Annotated in this window: 17 protein-coding genes; 2 read left to right on the top strand and 15 right to left on the bottom strand. The window is 67.4% G+C overall.

The annotated features are described in order from the left end of the window. Positions 1-24: 24 nt before the first annotated feature. From BLO63_RS12745 to BLO63_RS12685, 13 genes are all read right to left on the bottom strand, one after another. Positions 25-1,476 (bottom strand): mannitol dehydrogenase family protein, encoded by a 1,452-nt coding sequence (locus tag BLO63_RS12745; protein ID WP_091441089.1) that lies wholly within the window; start codon positions 1,474-1,476, stop codon positions 25-27. Between the two features lie 107 nt (positions 1,477-1,583). Next, on the bottom strand, positions 1,584-2,582 hold the full coding sequence (locus BLO63_RS12740; RefSeq protein WP_091441086.1) for an ABC transporter ATP-binding protein: 999 nt from the start codon (positions 2,580-2,582) through the stop codon (positions 1,584-1,586). A 10-nt stretch (positions 2,583-2,592) separates the two neighbouring features. Beyond that, entirely contained in the window at positions 2,593-3,423 is an 831-nt protein-coding gene (locus BLO63_RS12735) for a carbohydrate ABC transporter permease (protein WP_091441084.1), read from the bottom strand. A 1-nt stretch (position 3,424) separates the two neighbouring features. After that, positions 3,425-4,297 (bottom strand): carbohydrate ABC transporter permease, encoded by an 873-nt coding sequence (locus BLO63_RS12730; RefSeq protein WP_091441082.1) that lies wholly within the window; start codon positions 4,295-4,297, stop codon positions 3,425-3,427. 248 nt (positions 4,298-4,545) lie between these two features. Beyond that, positions 4,546-5,862 (bottom strand): ABC transporter substrate-binding protein, encoded by a 1,317-nt coding sequence (locus BLO63_RS12725; RefSeq protein WP_205409331.1) that lies wholly within the window; start codon positions 5,860-5,862, stop codon positions 4,546-4,548. Positions 5,863-6,123: 261 nt separating this feature from the next. Next, positions 6,124-7,083: a sugar-binding transcriptional regulator gene (locus BLO63_RS12720; protein WP_091441077.1), complete on the bottom strand. Its 960-nt coding sequence runs from the start codon at positions 7,081-7,083 to the stop codon at positions 6,124-6,126. Beyond that, positions 7,080-7,772 carry an HAD family hydrolase gene (locus BLO63_RS12715; RefSeq protein ID WP_091441075.1) on the bottom strand — a complete coding sequence of 231 codons (693 nt, stop codon included), beginning with the start codon at positions 7,770-7,772 and terminating at the stop codon, positions 7,080-7,082. Before BLO63_RS12715 ends, BLO63_RS12720 begins: the two co-directional genes overlap by 4 nt. Positions 7,773-7,839: 67 nt before the next feature. After that, positions 7,840-8,793 (bottom strand): dicarboxylate transporter/tellurite-resistance protein TehA, encoded by a 954-nt coding sequence (tehA, locus tag BLO63_RS12710; RefSeq protein ID WP_091441072.1) that lies wholly within the window; start codon positions 8,791-8,793, stop codon positions 7,840-7,842. 66 nt (positions 8,794-8,859) lie between these two features. Next, positions 8,860-9,276 (bottom strand): DUF6691 family protein, encoded by a 417-nt coding sequence (locus BLO63_RS12705; RefSeq protein ID WP_091441070.1) that lies wholly within the window; start codon positions 9,274-9,276, stop codon positions 8,860-8,862. Between the two features lie 4 nt (positions 9,277-9,280). Then, positions 9,281-9,709: a YeeE/YedE family protein gene (locus BLO63_RS12700; protein WP_091441068.1), complete on the bottom strand. Its 429-nt coding sequence runs from the start codon at positions 9,707-9,709 to the stop codon at positions 9,281-9,283. A 4-nt stretch (positions 9,710-9,713) separates the two neighbouring features. After that, positions 9,714-10,049: an ArsR/SmtB family transcription factor gene (locus BLO63_RS12695; protein ID WP_091441065.1), complete on the bottom strand. Its 336-nt coding sequence runs from the start codon at positions 10,047-10,049 to the stop codon at positions 9,714-9,716. A gap of 20 nt (positions 10,050-10,069) precedes the next feature. Next, positions 10,070-10,951 carry an MBL fold metallo-hydrolase gene (locus tag BLO63_RS12690; RefSeq protein ID WP_244517854.1) on the bottom strand — a complete coding sequence of 294 codons (882 nt, stop codon included), beginning with the start codon at positions 10,949-10,951 and terminating at the stop codon, positions 10,070-10,072. 36 nt (positions 10,952-10,987) lie between these two features. Then, positions 10,988-11,191, bottom strand: coding sequence for a YgaP family membrane protein (locus tag BLO63_RS12685; RefSeq protein ID WP_091441060.1), 204 nt, complete (start codon positions 11,189-11,191; stop codon positions 10,988-10,990). A 473-nt stretch (positions 11,192-11,664) separates the two neighbouring features. Between BLO63_RS12685 and BLO63_RS12680 the strand changes: the two genes are divergently transcribed. Next, on the top strand, positions 11,665-12,594 hold the full coding sequence (locus BLO63_RS12680) for an alpha/beta fold hydrolase (protein WP_091441058.1): 930 nt from the start codon (positions 11,665-11,667) through the stop codon (positions 12,592-12,594). Continuing rightward, entirely contained in the window at positions 12,591-14,177 is a 1,587-nt protein-coding gene (locus tag BLO63_RS12675) for a rhodanese-like domain-containing protein (protein ID WP_091441056.1), read from the top strand. The genes BLO63_RS12680 and BLO63_RS12675 overlap by 4 nt, the downstream gene beginning before the upstream one ends. Before the next feature lie 148 nt (positions 14,178-14,325). Here the strand turns inward: BLO63_RS12675 and BLO63_RS12670 are convergent, their stop codons facing one another. Then, the gene (locus BLO63_RS12670) at positions 14,326-15,894 is read right to left on the bottom strand and encodes a tripartite tricarboxylate transporter permease (protein ID WP_091441053.1); all 1,569 of its coding nucleotides are present in this window, start codon (positions 15,892-15,894) and stop codon (positions 14,326-14,328) included. A gap of 10 nt (positions 15,895-15,904) precedes the next feature. Then, the gene (locus BLO63_RS12665; protein WP_244517853.1) at positions 15,905-16,405 is read right to left on the bottom strand and encodes a tripartite tricarboxylate transporter TctB family protein; all 501 of its coding nucleotides are present in this window, start codon (positions 16,403-16,405) and stop codon (positions 15,905-15,907) included. Positions 16,406-16,436: the final 31 nt, after the last annotated feature.

The following is a 16,436-nucleotide window of genomic DNA, read 5'->3' as shown; positions in this document are numbered from 1 at the left end:
GGGCAACCTCTGGAACGTTTGACCTCAGCCCGCGAGATAGTCAGCAAGAACCGCGCGGGCACCCTTCGCCCATAGCGCGCGCAGCGCCTGCGCGAAAGCCACCACCATCTCCGGATCGCTGCCGAGATCGCCATAGACCTCGCTCATCGCCAGCCAGACGGCAGGATCATCCTTGGCTGCGCGGGCGCGGACGGTCAGTTCGTCCCAATTGGGATCGTTCGGCTCGATCACCGCGCCGCTGTCGCTGACCCCGGCGCAGTAGCGGCACCACAAAGCGGATTCGAGGATCAGACCCGTCGGCAAGCGGCCGGCAGCGCGGTTGTCGCGAATCGAAGGGACGATGAACTTGGGCTGCCGGTTGGAGCCGTCGAGGCAGAGCCGGCGCACCGTGTCCGCCACCTCAGGATTGGCGAAGCGCTCGCGGATGACGCTGTAATAAGCGTCGAGATCGGTGTCCGGCACCGGCGGCACGATCGGGATGATCTCCTCCCGCTCCACCTTGTCGAGGAAGGCAGAGATGAGCGGCTCCTCCATCGCCTCATGCACCAGGTCGACATCCATCAGCCCGCCGGGATAGGCGATGATGGCATGGCCGCCATTGAGGATGCGGATCTTCATCGCCTCATAGGCGTGAACATGCTCGGTGAACACGACGCCGACTTTTTCCAGCGCCGGGCGGCCGGCAGGGAAATGATCCTCCAGCACCCATTGGCGGAAGGGTTCGCAGGTGACAGGCACCGGGTCGGTAAGCCCGAATGCCGCCGCCATGGCGCGTTCGCGCTCGCCGGTGGCGGGGGTGATGCGGTCGACCATGCCATTGGGGAAGGCGACATTTGCCTCGACCCAGGCGGCGAAGTCCGGGTCGGACAGCCGGGCCAGACCCACCACCACCTGCTGCGTCACATGGCCATTGCCGGGAAGGTTGTCGCAGGACATCACCGTAAAGGGCGGCACCCCCGCAGCGCGGCGAAGCTTCAAGGCGGCGAGAATGGCGCCGAAAGCCGTCTCCGGCGCGTCGGGGCTGGCGGCATCAGCCTTGATGCCGGGGGCGCCGGTGTCGAGCCGCCCGGCCGAATCCATGAAATAGCCACCCTCGGTCACGGTGAGGCTGACGATGCGGATCTCCGGCCGCGCCATCGCGGCGACCAGCGCGCCATTGCCCGGCTCGACGGGGAGAAAGTCGATCATCGACCCGACGCGGCGGGCGCGCCGGCCGGTGGGGTCGAGTTCGATCACGGTGGACAGGCAGTCCTGCGCCTTCAGCGCGTCGCGCATCGCCGCATCGGCCGGGCGCACGCCGGCGCCGATGATCGCCCAGTCATGCCCCTCGCCGAGGGCGAACAGGTCGTCGAGATAGACCGCCTGATGGGCACGATGAAAATTGCCGAGGCCGATATGAACGATGCCCGGCGTCAGGCGGGCGCGGTCATAGGCGGGAGGCGCATAGGCGGGAAGCGCGTGGGCGGGGGTCGTCATCTCTCAGGTCTTCCGGTTGTCGCGCCATGCACGCAGGGGCGACGTTGAAGGCGCGGCCCGGCGGGCGGGCGCGGTAGCTCAGGCAAGGCGGGCGGGCGCGCGACAGCTCACACCATCGCCTTGCCGCCAGCGTCGAAGCGATGGAGCTTGTCTGCCTGCGGGGCGAGGTTCACCCGCGCGCCATGGCGCAGTGGTACGTCGCCGCCGACGCGGACATTGATCTGGCCGATGCCCTCCACCTCGACTTTCAGGAAGGTGTCGGAGCCGAGGTGCTCGCACAGGCCGACAAGGCCCTTCCACGGACCGTCTTCAGCGATATCGATATGCTCGGGGCGCACGCCGAGCGTATGGGCGCCATACTTGGCCGCTTCCGCGCCCTCGATCAGGTTCATCTTCGGGCTGCCGATGAAGCCGGCGACGAACAGGTTGGCGGGGGAACGATAGAGCTCCAGCGGGCTGCCCACCTGCTCGATGCGGCCGGCATTCAGCACCACGATACGATCGGCCATAGTCATGGCCTCCACCTGGTCGTGGGTGACGTAGATCATCGTGGTCTTGAGCGTGTGGTGCAGCTCGGAGATTTCCTGCCGCATCGAGACCCGCAGCGCCGCGTCGAGATTGGACAGCGGCTCGTCGAACAGGAACGCCGCCGGCTCGCGCACGATGGCGCGGCCGATGGCGACTCGCTGGCGCTGGCCGCCGGAAAGCTGGCTCGGCTTGCGGTCGAGATAGGGGGTGAGGTTCAGCACCTTCGCCGCCGCCTCCACCTTGCGCTGCTGCTCCTCGGCCGGCAGGCCGGCCATGCGCAGCGGGAAGGCGATGTTCTTGCGCACGCTCATATGCGGGTAGAGCGCGTAGCTCTGGAACACCATGGCGAGGCTGCGCTTTGCCGGCGGCAGCTTGGTCGCGTCCTTGCCATCGATGGAGATGGTGCCGGAAGAGGTGTCCTCCAGCCCGGCGATCAGGCGCAGCAAGGTGGACTTGCCGCAGCCCGATGGGCCGACGAACACCACGAACTCGCCATCGGGGATCACGAGGTCGATCCCCTGGATGATCGACACGCCGCCGAAGGACTTGCGGACTTCGGAAAGAACGATCTCGCCCATAAGTCTCTCCCTATTTCACGGCGCCGAAGGTCAGCCCGCGCACGAGCTGCTTCTGGCTGAACCAGCCCAGGATCATGATCGGCGCGATGGCCATGGTGCTGGCGGCTGAAAGCTTGGCGTAGAACAGCCCTTCCGGACTGGAATAGCTGGCGATGAAGGCGGTGAGTGGCGCGGCGCTGGCCGCCGTCAGGTTCAGCGTCCAGAAGCTCTCGTTCCAGGCGAGAATGACGTTGAGCAGCAGCGTCGAGGCGATGCCCGGCACCGCCATGGGCGTCAGCACATAGAGGATTTCCGAGGACAGGGTGGCCCCGTCCATCCGCGCCGCTTCCAGGATCTCGCCGGGGATTTCCTTGAAGTAGGTGTAGAGCATCCACACGATGATCGGCAGGTTCACCATGGTCAGCACGATGACGAGGCCGGTCTTGGTGTCGAGCAGGCCGGCGTCGCGGGCCAGCAGATAGATCGGCACCAGCACGCCCACCGCCGGCAGCATCTTGGTGGAGAGCATCCACATCAATAGGTCCTTGGTGCGCTTGCCGGGCACGAAGGCCATCGACCACGCCGCCGGCACCGCGATGATGAGGCCGAGCACGGTCGAGCCGAGCGAGATCACCACCGAGTTCCAGAAATGCGCGAGATAGTCGGAGCGCTGGTTCACCGTCTCGTAATTCTCCAGCGTCCACTCGAAGAACAGGAAGGACGGGTGCGAATTGATCGCCTCGCCCTCGGTCTTGAACGAGATGAGGAAGGTCCACAGGATCGGGAAGAAGATCAGCAGCGCCACGCCCCAGGCGAGCACCGTGACGGCGGCCTTGTGGCCCTTGGAAGCCTCGCGTGCCATCTCAAGCCTCCAGATTCTTGCCGATCATCCGCATCAGGAAGATCGCGACGATATTGGCGAGGATGACCGCGACGATGCCGCCCGCCGAGCCGAGACCGACGTCGAACTGCAGCATGGACTGCATGTAGACGAGGAATGTCAGCGTGGTGGAGGCCGTGCCCGGACCGCCATTGGTGGTGACGAGGATTTCGGCGAAGACCGACAGGAGGAAGATGGTCTGGATCAGCACCACCACCGTCGCCGCCCGCATCAGATGCGGAATGGTGAGGTGCACGAAGCGCCAGATCGGGCCGGCGCCGTCCATCTCGGCGGCTTCCATCTGCTCGCGATCGAGGCTCTGCATGGCGGTGAACAGGATCAGCGTCGCGAAGGGCAGCCACTGCCAGGCGACAATGGCGATGATGGAAGCGAGCGGTGCGTCGGCGAAGAAGTCGATCGGCTCCAGTCCGAGCCCGCGCGCCAGCGCGGCGAACAGCCCGTTGACCGGGTTCATCAGCATGTTCTTCCACACCAGCGCGGACACGCTCGGCATGACAAAGAACGGCGCGATGACGAGGATGCGGACGATCCCCTGCCCCCACATCGGCTGGTCGAGCAGCACCGCCAGCGCAACCCCGCCGACAACGGTGATGACAAGCACGCCCAGCACGAGGACCAGCGTGTTGACCAGCGCCGGCCAGAAGGCGGGATCGGTGAAGAAGTAGCTGTAGTTCTCGAAGCCGGTGAACTCTTCCGTGCCCGGCATCAGGAGATTGAAGCGCAGGAAGGAGAAGTAGATGGTCATGCCCAGCGGCACGATCATCCACAGGAACAGCAGCACAACCACCGGGGAGAGCATCAGCCGGCCGGCAATGCGTGAGGCTTGCGTCGCCATGGAGGGCCTCCCTGGCCAGAGCGCGCGGCGGCGCAGGCCGCCGCAGGCTCGGAGGAACGGATGGGGTTCGAGCGCTCGGCGGCACGCAGGCGTCGCCGGCGTGGCCGCGAAATTCTGCCCCTGTGCGGGGAGGTCCCGACACGGCACGGGAGCGGGAGACCCTCGCGCCGTGTCGGGAAACAGCCCGGCGCGGGCGGGCGCCGGGCGGACGTTAAGGGCCTTCGCAGCGCGAAGGCCCGGAGAGGGGGCTACTTCTTGGGGTAGCCGGCGCGGGTCATCTCACGGGTGGTGAGCGCCTGCGCAGCCGCCAGCGCCTGGTCGGCGGTCGCCTTGCCGGCGAGCGCGGCCGAGAACTGCTGGCCCACCGCCGTGCCGATCGCCTGGAACTCGGGGATGGCGACGAACTGGCCGCCGGTATAGGGCACCGGCTTGTCCGACGGCTTCTGCGTGTTGGCCGACTCGATGGCGGTCAGGGTCATCGCGGCGAAGGGCGCGACCTTCAGATAGTCCGGGTTCTTGTACAGCGAGGTACGGGTCCCCGGAGGCACATTGGCGATGCCGTCCTTCTCCGCCACCAGCTTGGTATAAGCGGGCGAGGTCGCCCAGGCGACGAAGGTCTTGGCGGCTTCCGCCTTGGACGTGGTCGCCGGGATGGCGAGGTTCCACGACCACAGCCAGTTGCCGTGGTTGGAGCCACCCTTGCGCACCGGCGAGGGCGCGAAGCCCACCTTGTCGGCAACCTGCGACTCTTTCGGGTCGGAGATGAAGGAGGCGGCGACGGTGGCGTCGATCCACATGCCGCACTTGCCGGTCTGGAACAGCGCCAGGTTCTCGTTGAAGCCGTTGGAGGAGGAGCCGGGCGGGCCGTATTCCGTCATCAGCTTCAGATAGGTGTCGAGGGTCTGCTTCCACTCGGGCCCGTTGAACTGCGGCTTCCACTCCATGTCGAACCAGGCGCCGCCCATGGAATTGTTCATCGAGGTGAGGAACGCCATGTTCTCGCCCCAGCCGGCCTTGCCGCGCAGGCAGATGCCGTAGATGCCGGCGCCCTTGTCGGTCATCTTCTGGGCCGCGTCAGTGATGAAATCCCAATCGGGATTTTCGGGCATCTTCAGCCCGGCCTTCTCCAGAAGGTCGGTGCGGTACATCAGCATCGAGCTTTCGGCGTAGAACGGCACGGCGTGGAGTTTGCCGTCGACGGTGAGGCCCTGCGCCACCTGCGGCAGCAGGTCGGCCTGGTCGTAATCGGCGCCAAGGTTCTCCAGCGGCATCAGCCAGCCCTGCTTGGCCCAGATCGGCACTTCGTAATTGCCGATGGTCAGCACGTCATACTGGCCGCCCTTGGAGGCGATGTCGGTGGTCACGCGCTGGCGCAGCACGTTCTCTTCCAGCGTCACCCAGTTGACCTTGATGTCGGGATGCAGCGCGTTGAATTCGGGCATCAGCCGCTGCATGCGGATCATGTCGCCATTGTTCACGGTGGCGACGGTGATGCTGGTCTGCGCCGAGGCCGAGCCCATCAGGGCAACCAGCAGCGAGGCACCCGCGAGGGTGCGGAATGTCACGGTCATAGCTCTCCTCCCTTCGGCGTTTTTGAGCAAATAATCGCCGTATGGGCAAATACTCACGCGCACCCATGCGGGCGTCAAGTGAATTCGATGCTGCAGGCGCGAGCAGTCGGCCCGCCTTTGGTCGAAAGCACGTAAGAATGTGGTATTATATTAGGCAGATCAGCCGCTTAAGTGTGCACCGGACGCGCCGCACCGGCACGCTGCCGTTGCGTCACGATCCTCACATGCACGTGTGCGTGGGTCTGGGGCGGAGCCTCAGCCGGCCAGAATGCCCGCGGCGGTGGGCTCGTCAGTAACGAGGCCGTTGATGATACCGGAGGTCAGCGCCGCCCGGAGTGCCATGATCTTGGCCTCCCCGGCAGCGATGCCGATGACCGGGCGCTCGGGCGTGGCGATCTCCACCCGCACGCCGGTCAGGCGGGCGTTGAGGGCGAGGTCGAGATAGCGCCCCTGGCGATCATAGATCCACCCGGCCACCTCGCCAGCCGCACCGACACGCTGGATCTCGTGCAGTTCGTCCGGGGTGAGGAAGCCGTCAGTCAGCAGCGGCGCATCCTCGCTCATCTGGCCGACACCGACAAAGGTGACGTCCGCCGCCTGCGCCAGCCCGCGCACCTTGCGCACGGCGGTGAGCGACTGGAGCGTGCGGTTTTCCTCGACCGTGTCGACCAGCACCGGAACCGGCATCGGGTAATGCGGCGCCCGCACCTTTTCGGCCAGGCGCATAATGACCTCGAAATAGGAGGCCGAGCCGTCGAGCGCGATATTGCCGAGCAGCGAAACCAAACGGTGCTGCGGCGCCTCCACCGGGCTCAGCGCATCCACCATGCCGCGCAGCGCCCGCCCGGTGCCGAGCGCGATGACGCGCGAACCGCTCTCCGCCAGCACCCGCTCCATCTCCTCGGCGGCCGCGGGGGCGATGGAACGCACCGGGTCGCGCGCCGGCCCGAGCCCCGGCATTACCCGGCAGCGCACCAGCCCGAAGCGCGCGCGCAGAGCCGCTTCCAGCTCGACGCAGCGGGCGAGATGGTGATTCAGCCGCACATGGATAAGCCCGGCCGCCACCGCCCGGCTGACGAGGCGCTGCGCCCGCTGGCGCGACAGCCCCATCTCGCTGGCGATCTGGTCCTGCGTCAGCCCCCCGACATAATAGAGCCAGGCCGCGCGGGCGGCCTGGTCGTCGATCGAAGCGTCCATCTCGGGCGTCAGGCTCATGTCGGGTCTGCTATATCGGGCGGCGCGTGAAAGAGAGTGGGCATCGCCGCCCGGATCTCCGAGAAGCCGGCGAAGCGCCGGTGCGGACTTACGTCGGCAGGCAGCGGCATGTCCATGCCCGCGAAATGGGCGCCGCCGACGAAATGCCAAACCTCCATGCCGGCGGCCAGTCCGGCGGCGATCCCCGCCGCGCTGTCCTCCACCACCACGCAGGCGGCCGGGTCGACCCCCATCTGCGACGCCGCGTACAGGAACAGGTCCGGCGCCGGCTTGCCGCGCGCTACCTGCGAGGCGGTGAAGGCGCGGCCGGCGAACAGCTCCGCCAGGCCCGCGATCCGCAGCGAGGCGGCCAGGCGCGGCGGGCTGGACGAGGTGGCGAGGCAGAACGGCACGGTGAGCGCCGCCAGCGCCTCCAGCGCTCCCTCCATGGGAGCGAGGCCCGCCTCGAACCCGGCAAGCAGCCGGCTGCGGTAGTCATCCTCGAAGGAGGCCGGCAACTCCCGGCCGAAACGCGCCCTCACCTCGGTCCGGATCACCGTATGGGCACGGCCGATGAAATGGCGCGCCACGAAGTCCATGTCGACGGCGACGCCGTGACAGGCAAGCTCGTTGATCAGTGCGCTTGCAGCGAGCATCTCGCTGTCGATCAGCACGCCGTCGCAGTCGAAGATGAGGAGCCCGGGCCGCATGCGAGCGGTCTAGCCCTCAAGCCGCCCGCCGTCCAGCGGCGCCGGCGAGGCTGCCGCGCCCCTCTTGTCACCGGCGCTTTGGCGACGGCGGCAGAAGGCGTCCACTCGCCAGCTGCCAGAGGCTGTGGGCGGAAGCGAGGGCGACGACGCCGGTGGCGAGGGCGAGCAGGAACGGCGCCAGCACCGCCAGCACGCCCGTCTCGCCCCGCGCGACCAGAAGCAGGGTCGCAGTCGCCAGTGCGGTGAGACCGAAGGTGAAGGCCCAATAGGCCGGAGAGAGCGGCTGGCGCAGGATCCACGGCAGCAGCCGGGCGATCAGCAGCAGCTGGAGCAGCCCATAGCCCAGCAGCGCCCGGGCGAAGATGTCCGGCCCGCCGTCGGTCAGGCTGAGATAGGTCACAGCCCCGACCACCGGCGGCGCCAGCTGGATGCCGAGCGTCGGGCGCTGCGCCGGCGGCAGGGCGGAGCCGTGCTGGAAGCGGTTCAGCAGCACCGATTCCATGGCGAGCCAGGAGAACAGGCCGGCGCCGAACGCCAACTGCCCCCAATTCTGGAAGCCGAGCACCCCGCAGGCGGTGCCGGTCACGAAGCTCCCGGCGACCAGCGGCAGGTACATCACCGGGGTGGCGGCCTCCGGGTCGCGCTCGCCGCGCCACAGGCAACCGGTGCGCCAGACGCCGAAGCCGAGCGTGAACAGCGCGCCGGACAGCAGCAGCCCCTCGGCAAGGGCACGGGAATAGGGCGCCGCGCCGATGCTGACCAGCAGCGTCGCCACGCCGGCCAGCCCGACGAATCCCGACTGCACCGGATGGTGAAGTTCCTCCAGCGCCGCTGGGCGGGCCAGCGTCCATTTGAGGACATAGAGCAGCAGGACCACCGCCCAGACGAGCGCGCCCGCCGCCATGAACGCCTCGCCGAGGATCGCCGGCACGCCCCAGAGCGCATGGGCGGCGCGCCAGCTTCCCCCCAGCCCGCAAAGGCCCAGCACCATGCCGAAGAAGGAGACCGGCACGATCGGCAACCCGCTGTTTTCCCGCACGCGGCACTCCCCCTTTGCGGCACGACCTTGCCGGCCGACGTCCTGCGCCTAGGCCCTGCGCTCGGCGAGGGCGCGCGCCGCCCACATACCCGCCAGCATGGCGGGAATGAAGGCCAGCGTCCCCGGCGCGGCAAGGCCGAGCGCGGCGAAGGCCGGGCCGGGACAGAAGCCGCCCAGCCCCCACCCTATCCCGAACAGCGCCGGCCCGACGATCAGCCTTGCGTCGATATCGCTCCGGGTCGGCAGCTGGAAGCGCGGCGCCATCAGCGGCTTCTCGCGCGTCAGTACCAGCCGGAAGCCGATGAAGGCGACCACCACCGCACCGCCCATGACGAAGGCAAGGGAGGGATCGAACGTGCCGAACAGATCGAGGAAGTTCAGCACCTTGGCCGGGTTGCTCATGCCGGAGACGATGAGCCCGAAGCCGAACAGCAGGCCGAGGCCGAGATTGACGAGGATCGACATGGCCTCAGCCTCCAATCACATGGCGCACGACAAAGACGGTGGCAAAGCCCACCGCCATGAACACGCCGGTGGCGACGAACGAGCGCCGCGACAGGCGCGAAAGCCCGCACACGCCATGGCCCGAGGTGCAGCCCGAGCCCCACACCGAGCCGAAGCCGACCAGCAGGCCGGCAGCGACCATCAGCGCGAGGTTCGTGGACACCGTCTGCACCACCGCCGCGCCGGTGACGGCGGCGTAAAGCAGGGGCGCGGCGACCAGCCCGGCGACGAAGGCCAGCCGGCCGGCGAAAGCCTTGTCGGCATAGGGGGGAAACAGCCGGCTGGCGATGCCGCTGATGCCGGCGATGCGGCCTTCCGCCAGCATCATCAGCACGGCGCTGAGGCCGATCAGGGCGCCGCCGACGAGGGAGGCAACGGGGGTGAAGTCGGTCATGATTCTATCGCGTGGTTTCGGCCGCGTGCGGCGCGCAGAACAGGGCGTGCATGGTGGCGATGAAGGTCTCCACCCGGGGATCGGCGAGGCGATAGAACACCTGCTTACCCTCCTTGCGGCCGACGATCAGCCCCGCTTCCCGCAGCCCGGCAATCTGCTGCGACAGGCCGGGCTGGCGGATGCCGAGCAGATCCTCCAGCTCGCGCACCGAGCGTTCGCCTTGCACCAGCGCGCAGGCCACCATCAGCCGGTCGGGATTGGACAGGGTCTTCAAAAAGGCCGAGGCTTCCCCCACCCGGGCCTTCATGTCGGCGATCTCGCTGGCAGGCGTGTCGAGCATCGTGTCTTTCCCGGATGACGTCAGTCCCAGACCGCACCCTTGAGCAGGTCGAGCGGAATCTTGAGATAGCGTACCCCGTTCGATTCCGGCACTGGCAGCCGCCCGCCATTGGTGTTGATCTGCAGCGACTGCAGGATCAGCTTCGGCATGGCGAGGCTGCGGTCGCGCGCCTCGCGCACCGCGACGAAGGCTTCCTGGGTGGTGCAGCGCACCATGTGGATGTTGCCCGCCTTCTGTTCAGCGACGGTGGATTCCCACATCGGCTCCCGCCCATCCGGCTGGTAGTCATGGCCGGTGAAAAGGCGGGTCTCGTCGGGAAGCGCCAGAATGGCCTGGATCGAGTCCCACAGCACCCTGGCGCTGCCGCCGGGGAAATCGGCCCGGGCGGTGCCGCTGTCGGGCATGAACAGCGTGTCATGGACAAAGGCGGCGTCGCCGACGACATAGGTGATCGAGGCCAGCGTGTGCCCAGGCGAGAACATCACCCGGGCCTCGATGTCGCCGACCTTGAAGCGGTCGCCCTCCGTGAACAGCCGGTCCCATTGCGAGCCGTCGGCGGGGAAGTCCGGCCAGTTGTAGAATCCCTTCCAGAGCGCCTGCACGTCCTTCACCCGTTCGCCGATCGCCGTCGGCGCGCCGGTCTTCTCCTTGAGATAAGGCGCGGCGGAGAAGTGGTCGGCATGGGGGTGGGTGTCGAGAATCCACTCGACCGTGTAGCCCCGCTCGCGCACGAAGGCGAGGATGCGGTCGGCATTGATCGAGGCGGTCTGGCCCGACTTCTCGTCGAAATCATAGACCGGGTCGACGATGGCGCACATCTTCGTCGCCGGATCGGCGACAACATACTGGATCGACCAGGTGCGCGGATCGAAGAACCCGGTCACTTCGGGCTGCGGCGTCATGGCAGGCTCCTTGACGTCAGCCGGCATCGGCCGGCGTCACTTGCGCCCGGCCACCGGGCAGGTCGAAAGGCCGAAGACGGAATAAAGCGGGCAATTGCCCATCAGCGCGGTGAGCAGCGGCACGACGCCGATCAGGCCGATCCAGCGCAGATCGCCTTCCAGCACGAAAATCAGCGAGAGCAGGACGAGGCCGAGGACGATGCGAACGGCCTTGTCGACGGGTCCGATGTTGCGGGTCATGGCGGGTTTCCTGAGCGCGGCAGGTCCGTTCCTGCCACTCTCTACATATAACGATTGCATAAATTTGCAATCGTTATATCGCAAGTATAAATGCGTAAGCCCCCCGGCGCTGCCGCCCCTCTCCTCTCGGCGGGCGGCGGCGGGCGGCTCCAGCAGCGGCTCCAGCCGCTTGTCGGTCAGCGTCTTCAGGAACGCAACCAGCGCGTCGATGCGGCGGTCGTCGAGGGCGGGGCATTTCGGCTGGCAAATGCTCTGGCCGGCCGTCCCGCCTGCCGTCACCCGTAGGCGCGAGGTCTCATACTCAGCCCAACATCAGGTCGGGTGGACGCTCGCGTGGTCGACAATCTGAACCTTGCCGTCAGTTTGTCGCCGAATGGGCACTTCCTGCGCAATGCCCTTGCCTTTCAGGGCCATATTGTTGACAGTTGGCACAATGCGGACAGTAAAGTCCGACCCATGCGAGGAGGCGCCCGATGGACGTTGCAGAAGCCGTTCCCGAACTCGTTCAGACCACGCGGCTGATGGAGGGTTTCACCTTCCGGCGCATCAGGACGCGCGGCGCCGAGATCAATGTCGCCACTGCCGGCGAAGGACCTCCCCTCCTCCTCATCCATGGCAACCCGCTTACTCTGGTCAGCTGGCACAAGGTGGCCCCGTCGCTGGCGCGCGATTTCTCGGTGGTCGCGATCGACATGCGCGGCTATGGCGACAGCTCCAAGCCCGATGGCGGCGAGGACCATTCGGGCTATTCCTTCCGCGCCATCGGCGAGGATGCGTTCGAGGTGATGGACGCACTCGGCCACGAGACCTTCGCCGTCGCCGGCCATGACCGTGGCGCCCGCGTCGGCTTCCGCATGTGCCTCGACCGGCCCGAGCGCATCACCCGCTACGCCGCGCTCGACATCGTGCCGACGCACCATGTGCTGAACAACATCACGCTCGGCTGGGCGCGCGAGAGCTATCACTGGTTCTTCATGGCGCAGAAGGCACCGTTTCCCGAAAACCTGCTCGGCGCCGATCTCGACTATTACATGCGCTACAAGCTCAACAAGAAGGGCGTGGGGCTGGAGATCTTCACCCCCGAGGCGATGGACGAGTACATACGCTGCGCCACCCGCGAGCAGATCCACGCCGTGTGCGAGGATTACCGCGCCACCATCACCGTCGACCTCGACATGGACACGGCCGACTACGGCACGCGCAAGATCGCCTGTCCGACCCTGGTGATCTGGGGCACCAACAGCCATTGCGGCCGTCACTTCAAGCCGGTGGAAGCCTGGTCGGAATGGGCGGACGATCTCGTCGGCCTGCCGGTGCCGACCGGGCACTACCCGGCCGAGCACCGCCCCGATCTTATCTACGCCGCCTTCTACCGCTTCTTCCGTGGTGAGCGCGTTACATGAACACGGCAGCGGTGACGGCGGCGGCGGCAAAGGCCCGCCTGCATGGCGGGGAGGAAATCGCCTTTCTCGATGTGCGCGAGGCGGCAGCCTTCGGCGAGGGGCACCCGCTCTTCGCCGTCCCCTGCCCGTTCAGCCGGCTGGAAGCCTCCGCCATTGCGTTGGTGCCGCGCCCCGACTGCCCGGTGCTGCTCATCGATGATGGCGACGGCATCGCCGAGACGGCCGCGCAGCGGCTGGCGGCCTGCGGCTATACCGACATCGCCGTCCTCGCGGGTGGGCTTCCCGAATGGCAAGCGGCGGGGTTCGGTGTCTTCGCCGGGGTCAATGTGCCGAGCAAGACGCTGGGCGAATTGCTGGAGCACGACCATCGCCCCGCGATGATCGACGCCGCCACGCTGGCACGCTGGCGCCGCGAGGGGCGCGCGCACGCCTTCTTCGATGCCCGGCCCCCTATCGAATACGCCAAGATGCGGATCGAGGGCGCGCGCTGCGTGCCCAATGGCGAGCTCGCCCATCGGGTCGGCGCCGCCGTGCCGGACCCTGCGACGCCGATCGTCATCACCTGCGCCGGCCGGACCCGCGGCATTGTCGGGGCGCTGACGCTGCGCGCCATCGGCGTGGCCAACCCGGTCTATGCGCTGGAAAACGGCACGCAGGGCTGGGCGCTCGCCGGCCTGCCGCTCGACCGGGGCGCGCAGGCCGATCCGCTGCCGGAGCTGGACCCCGCCCAGGCGCAGGCCAGCCGGGCCCGTGCCCAACGCCTTATCGCCGCCGCGCAGCTCTCGACGCTCACGCCTCGCGCGGAGCAAACGCTGCTGCATGAGGCCGGCCGCACCCCCTTCCTGTTCGATCTGCGCAGCGAGGCGGAACGGGCGGCCCGGCCGGTGCCAGGTGCGGTCCCCGTCCTTGCCGGCCAGCTGATTCAGGCGACCGACCAATATGTCGGCATCCGCCATGGCCGGCTGATCCTGATCGACGACACCGGGCTGCGGGCCGCGCTGGCGGCGCTGTTCCTGCGCGCGCTCGGCTTCGAGACGCATGTGCTGGCGCTTGATGAGGTCGAGGAAAACGACGTCCCCATGGTTCCCGCGCTCGCGCTCAAGGCCCCCGCCCCGCCTGCCGCGATTGACGCCCGGACGGCGTGGGGCCTCGCCCAGAGCGGCGTGCCGGTGCTGGATCTGCGCGCCTCCGGCGACTGGGAGTCGTGGCGGCTCGATGGCGCGCGCTGGGTGCTGCGCGGCGAGCTGCCCGGCGCGCTCGCGAAGGGCGCACGGCAGGCGATTCTGCTCGGTGATGCAACGGCCGTCGCGGCGGCCACTTGCGAGCTGCGCGCGGCCGGCGTTTCCGCCCGCTGGCTGCCGGCCGACGCCGATGCCTGCGCGCAGGCGGGGTGGCCGGTCGATCGCGTGCGCCGGCGCATGAGCCGGGAGGACGCCCGCGACCGGGTCTGGTTCGTCCATGACCGCCATGACGGCAATGCCGAGGCGTCCCGCCAATATCTCGCCTGGGAAATGGGCCTCATCCACCAGCTGGACGAGGCCGAGCGCGCCGCCTTTGGCTGGGTCCCCATCTCCCCGGCCTGACGGCCGCGCGGGGCGCTCGTTCTGCCCTCAACCCCTTTCGCGAGCGGCGGAAGGGGTTTTCTTTGCCCGGCAGCAGGCCGGGGCATCGCACAACGAAAAGGGCGGGTTCGCACCCGCCCTCCGAGTTCTGCCGATAGGAGAAGAACGCTCAGCCCTTGCTGGGCGTCGTGTGCGCGGCGCGGGTTTCTTCCTGAATCTGCCGCATCGCGAGCGCCTCGGCCGCTTCCGCCCGGTTCTGCTTGCGCTTGCCCCAGGCGGTCATGGCGAGAGAGGCGAACATGACCGCGAAGATCGCCATCGCGCCGGGCCGTTCCAGAATATAGAGCGGATTACCGCCGGAGAGCTGGTAGGAGCGCAGGAACTCGGTCTCCAGCATGCGGCCCAGCAGGATGCCGACCACCACCGCCGAGACCGGATACTGGTAGCGGTTGAGGGCATAGCCGAGCAGAGCGAACACGAACAAAGTGATCGGTCCGGCCGCCTCGCCGGTCACCGCGAAGGTGCCCAGCGTGGCGATGACGAGGATCGCCGGCAGCACGTAGCGGGTCCGCACCTTCATGATGTTGGAGGCGACATAGATGAAGCCGATACCCACCGCCAGCAGCACCACCGCCTGGACGATGTTGTTGAGGATGATGGCGTAGACCATCGGCTTCTGCGTCTCGATGAAGCTCGGGCCGGGCACGATGTTGTGCATCATGAAGGCCGCGATCAGGATCGCGGTGGCGCCGCCGCCGGGAATGCCGAGCGCCAGCATGGTGGCCATGGAGCCGCCCTCGCCGCTCGCCACCGCCGATTCCGCCGCGATCACGCCCTTCGGGTTGCCCTTGCCGAAGGTGGCGCTGTCCTTGGCGGTGCGCTTGGTCTCGGCATAGGCGATGAGGTTGCCGATGGAGGAGCCGACGCCCGGCACGGCACCGATGATGATGCCGATGATCGAGCCGCGCAGCAGCACACCGGGATATTTCAGCGTGCCCCAGCAGCCCTTGAGAATCTTGCGCAGGCTGACCTCGCGCGAGCCCTCGGCCTCGATGATGTAGTCGCGGCTGGCGAGGCTGAGCAGCTGGCTCGCCGCCAGCAGGCCGATCATCGCCGGGATCGGCGCAATGCCGTCGAGCAGCACCGGCAGGCCCAGCGTGCCGCGGGTGAAGCCGGCGGTGTTCATGCCCACCGTGCCGAGCAGGATGCCCAGCGCAGCGGCCAGCAGACCGCGGCTGATATAGGTGGAGCCGAGCGAGCCCAGCAGCATCATGCCCCAGATCGCCACCGCGAACATTTCCACCGGCCCGATCCGTAGCACGATGTCGGCCAGCGGCTCGATGACGAGGAGCAGCAGCACATAGCCGGCGATGCCGCACAGGGTGGAAGCGAACAGCGCATAGCCGAGCGCCTCGTTGTGCTCGCCCTTCTGCGACATGGCATAGCCGTCGAAGGTGGTCGCGAAAGACGATGGCGAGCCCGGTATGTTCATCAGGATCGCCGGCACCGACCCGCCGAACCCGGCCCCGGTATAGACCGAGGTGAGGAACACGATGGCCGAGAAGAAATCCATGTAGAGCGACATTGGCAGCACGATCGCCATCGCCATGGTGATCGAAATGCCGGGAATGGCGCTGAAGACGAGGCCGACGATCAGGCCCGGGACAATCCATCCCCAGGACCCGACCGACGTGAACATGATGCCGAGGGCATCATTGAAGGCGGATACGTCGATCATCGGGCGCGCCTCACAGCAGGGTCGTGTGCATGGGATAGGAGATCAGGGCGCGGAAGCCGTAGATCGTGACCAGTGTGACGGCGAGCGAGAAGAACAGCAGATGCAGCGGCCGCCGCTCGCCGCAAATGGCCATGGCCGCGGCGGCGAACAGGAAGATGGCGATGTCGAAGCCGATGACATCGAGCAGGAACACCATCAGCCCGAGCGACACGCCGAGCGCCGCCATGCGGATCACATCCGCACGGTCCGTGGACAGGCTCACGGCGAACGGGTCGTTCTCGGATGTGGGCTTGGCCGCCTCGCGCGCCTCCAGCTTGTGGAAGCACTGCGGCACGATGAACAGGTACATCGCCAGCGCGAAGATCGCCACCGGCTGCACCAGAAGCAGATTGTTCACGCTCAGCGACACGCTGCGGGCATCGAGAAGATACCAGAAGACGAGTGCCGCGATGAACGTGATGAGCGCGAGATGGCCATAGTCGATGGCATAGCTGTGCCGACCGATACGCATCTTCATCTCCATTCGTCAGAGGAGGGAGAAT

Origin of the sequence: Ancylobacter rudongensis (assembly GCF_900100155.1) — a bacterium.
Lineage (GTDB): Bacteria > Pseudomonadota > Alphaproteobacteria > Rhizobiales > Xanthobacteraceae > Ancylobacter > Ancylobacter rudongensis.
The sequence above is the reverse complement of the archived record's forward strand: the minus strand, read 5'-3'. Positions and strand labels throughout refer to the sequence as shown.

Coding starts and splice junctions, on each gene's coding strand:
- BLO63_RS12745 (WP_091441089.1), bottom strand. CDS start 1,476: ATGACGACCCCCGCCCACGCGCTTCCCGCCTATGCGCCTCCCGCCTAT.
- BLO63_RS12740 (WP_091441086.1), bottom strand. CDS start 2,582: ATGGGCGAGATCGTTCTTTCCGAAGTCCGCAAGTCCTTCGGCGGCGTG.
- BLO63_RS12735 (WP_091441084.1), bottom strand. CDS start 3,423: ATGGCACGCGAGGCTTCCAAGGGCCACAAGGCCGCCGTCACGGTGCTC.
- BLO63_RS12730 (WP_091441082.1), bottom strand. CDS start 4,297: ATGGCGACGCAAGCCTCACGCATTGCCGGCCGGCTGATGCTCTCCCCG.
- BLO63_RS12720 (WP_091441077.1), bottom strand. CDS start 7,083: ATGAGCCTGACGCCCGAGATGGACGCTTCGATCGACGACCAGGCCGCC.
- BLO63_RS12715 (WP_091441075.1), bottom strand. CDS start 7,772: ATGCGGCCCGGGCTCCTCATCTTCGACTGCGACGGCGTGCTGATCGAC.
- BLO63_RS12705 (WP_091441070.1), bottom strand. CDS start 9,276: ATGTCGATCCTCGTCAATCTCGGCCTCGGCCTGCTGTTCGGCTTCGGG.
- BLO63_RS12700 (WP_091441068.1), bottom strand. CDS start 9,709: ATGACCGACTTCACCCCCGTTGCCTCCCTCGTCGGCGGCGCCCTGATC.
- BLO63_RS12695 (WP_091441065.1), bottom strand. CDS start 10,049: ATGCTCGACACGCCTGCCAGCGAGATCGCCGACATGAAGGCCCGGGTG.
- BLO63_RS12690 (WP_244517854.1), bottom strand. CDS start 10,951: ATGACGCCGCAGCCCGAAGTGACCGGGTTCTTCGATCCGCGCACCTGG.
- BLO63_RS12685 (WP_091441060.1), bottom strand. CDS start 11,191: ATGACCCGCAACATCGGACCCGTCGACAAGGCCGTTCGCATCGTCCTC.
- BLO63_RS12680 (WP_091441058.1), top strand. CDS start 11,665: ATGGACGTTGCAGAAGCCGTTCCCGAACTCGTTCAGACCACGCGGCTG.
- BLO63_RS12675 (WP_091441056.1), top strand. CDS start 12,591: ATGAACACGGCAGCGGTGACGGCGGCGGCGGCAAAGGCCCGCCTGCAT.
- BLO63_RS12670 (WP_091441053.1), bottom strand. CDS start 15,894: ATGATCGACGTATCCGCCTTCAATGATGCCCTCGGCATCATGTTCACG.
- BLO63_RS12665 (WP_244517853.1), bottom strand. CDS start 16,405: ATGCGTATCGGTCGGCACAGCTATGCCATCGACTATGGCCATCTCGCG.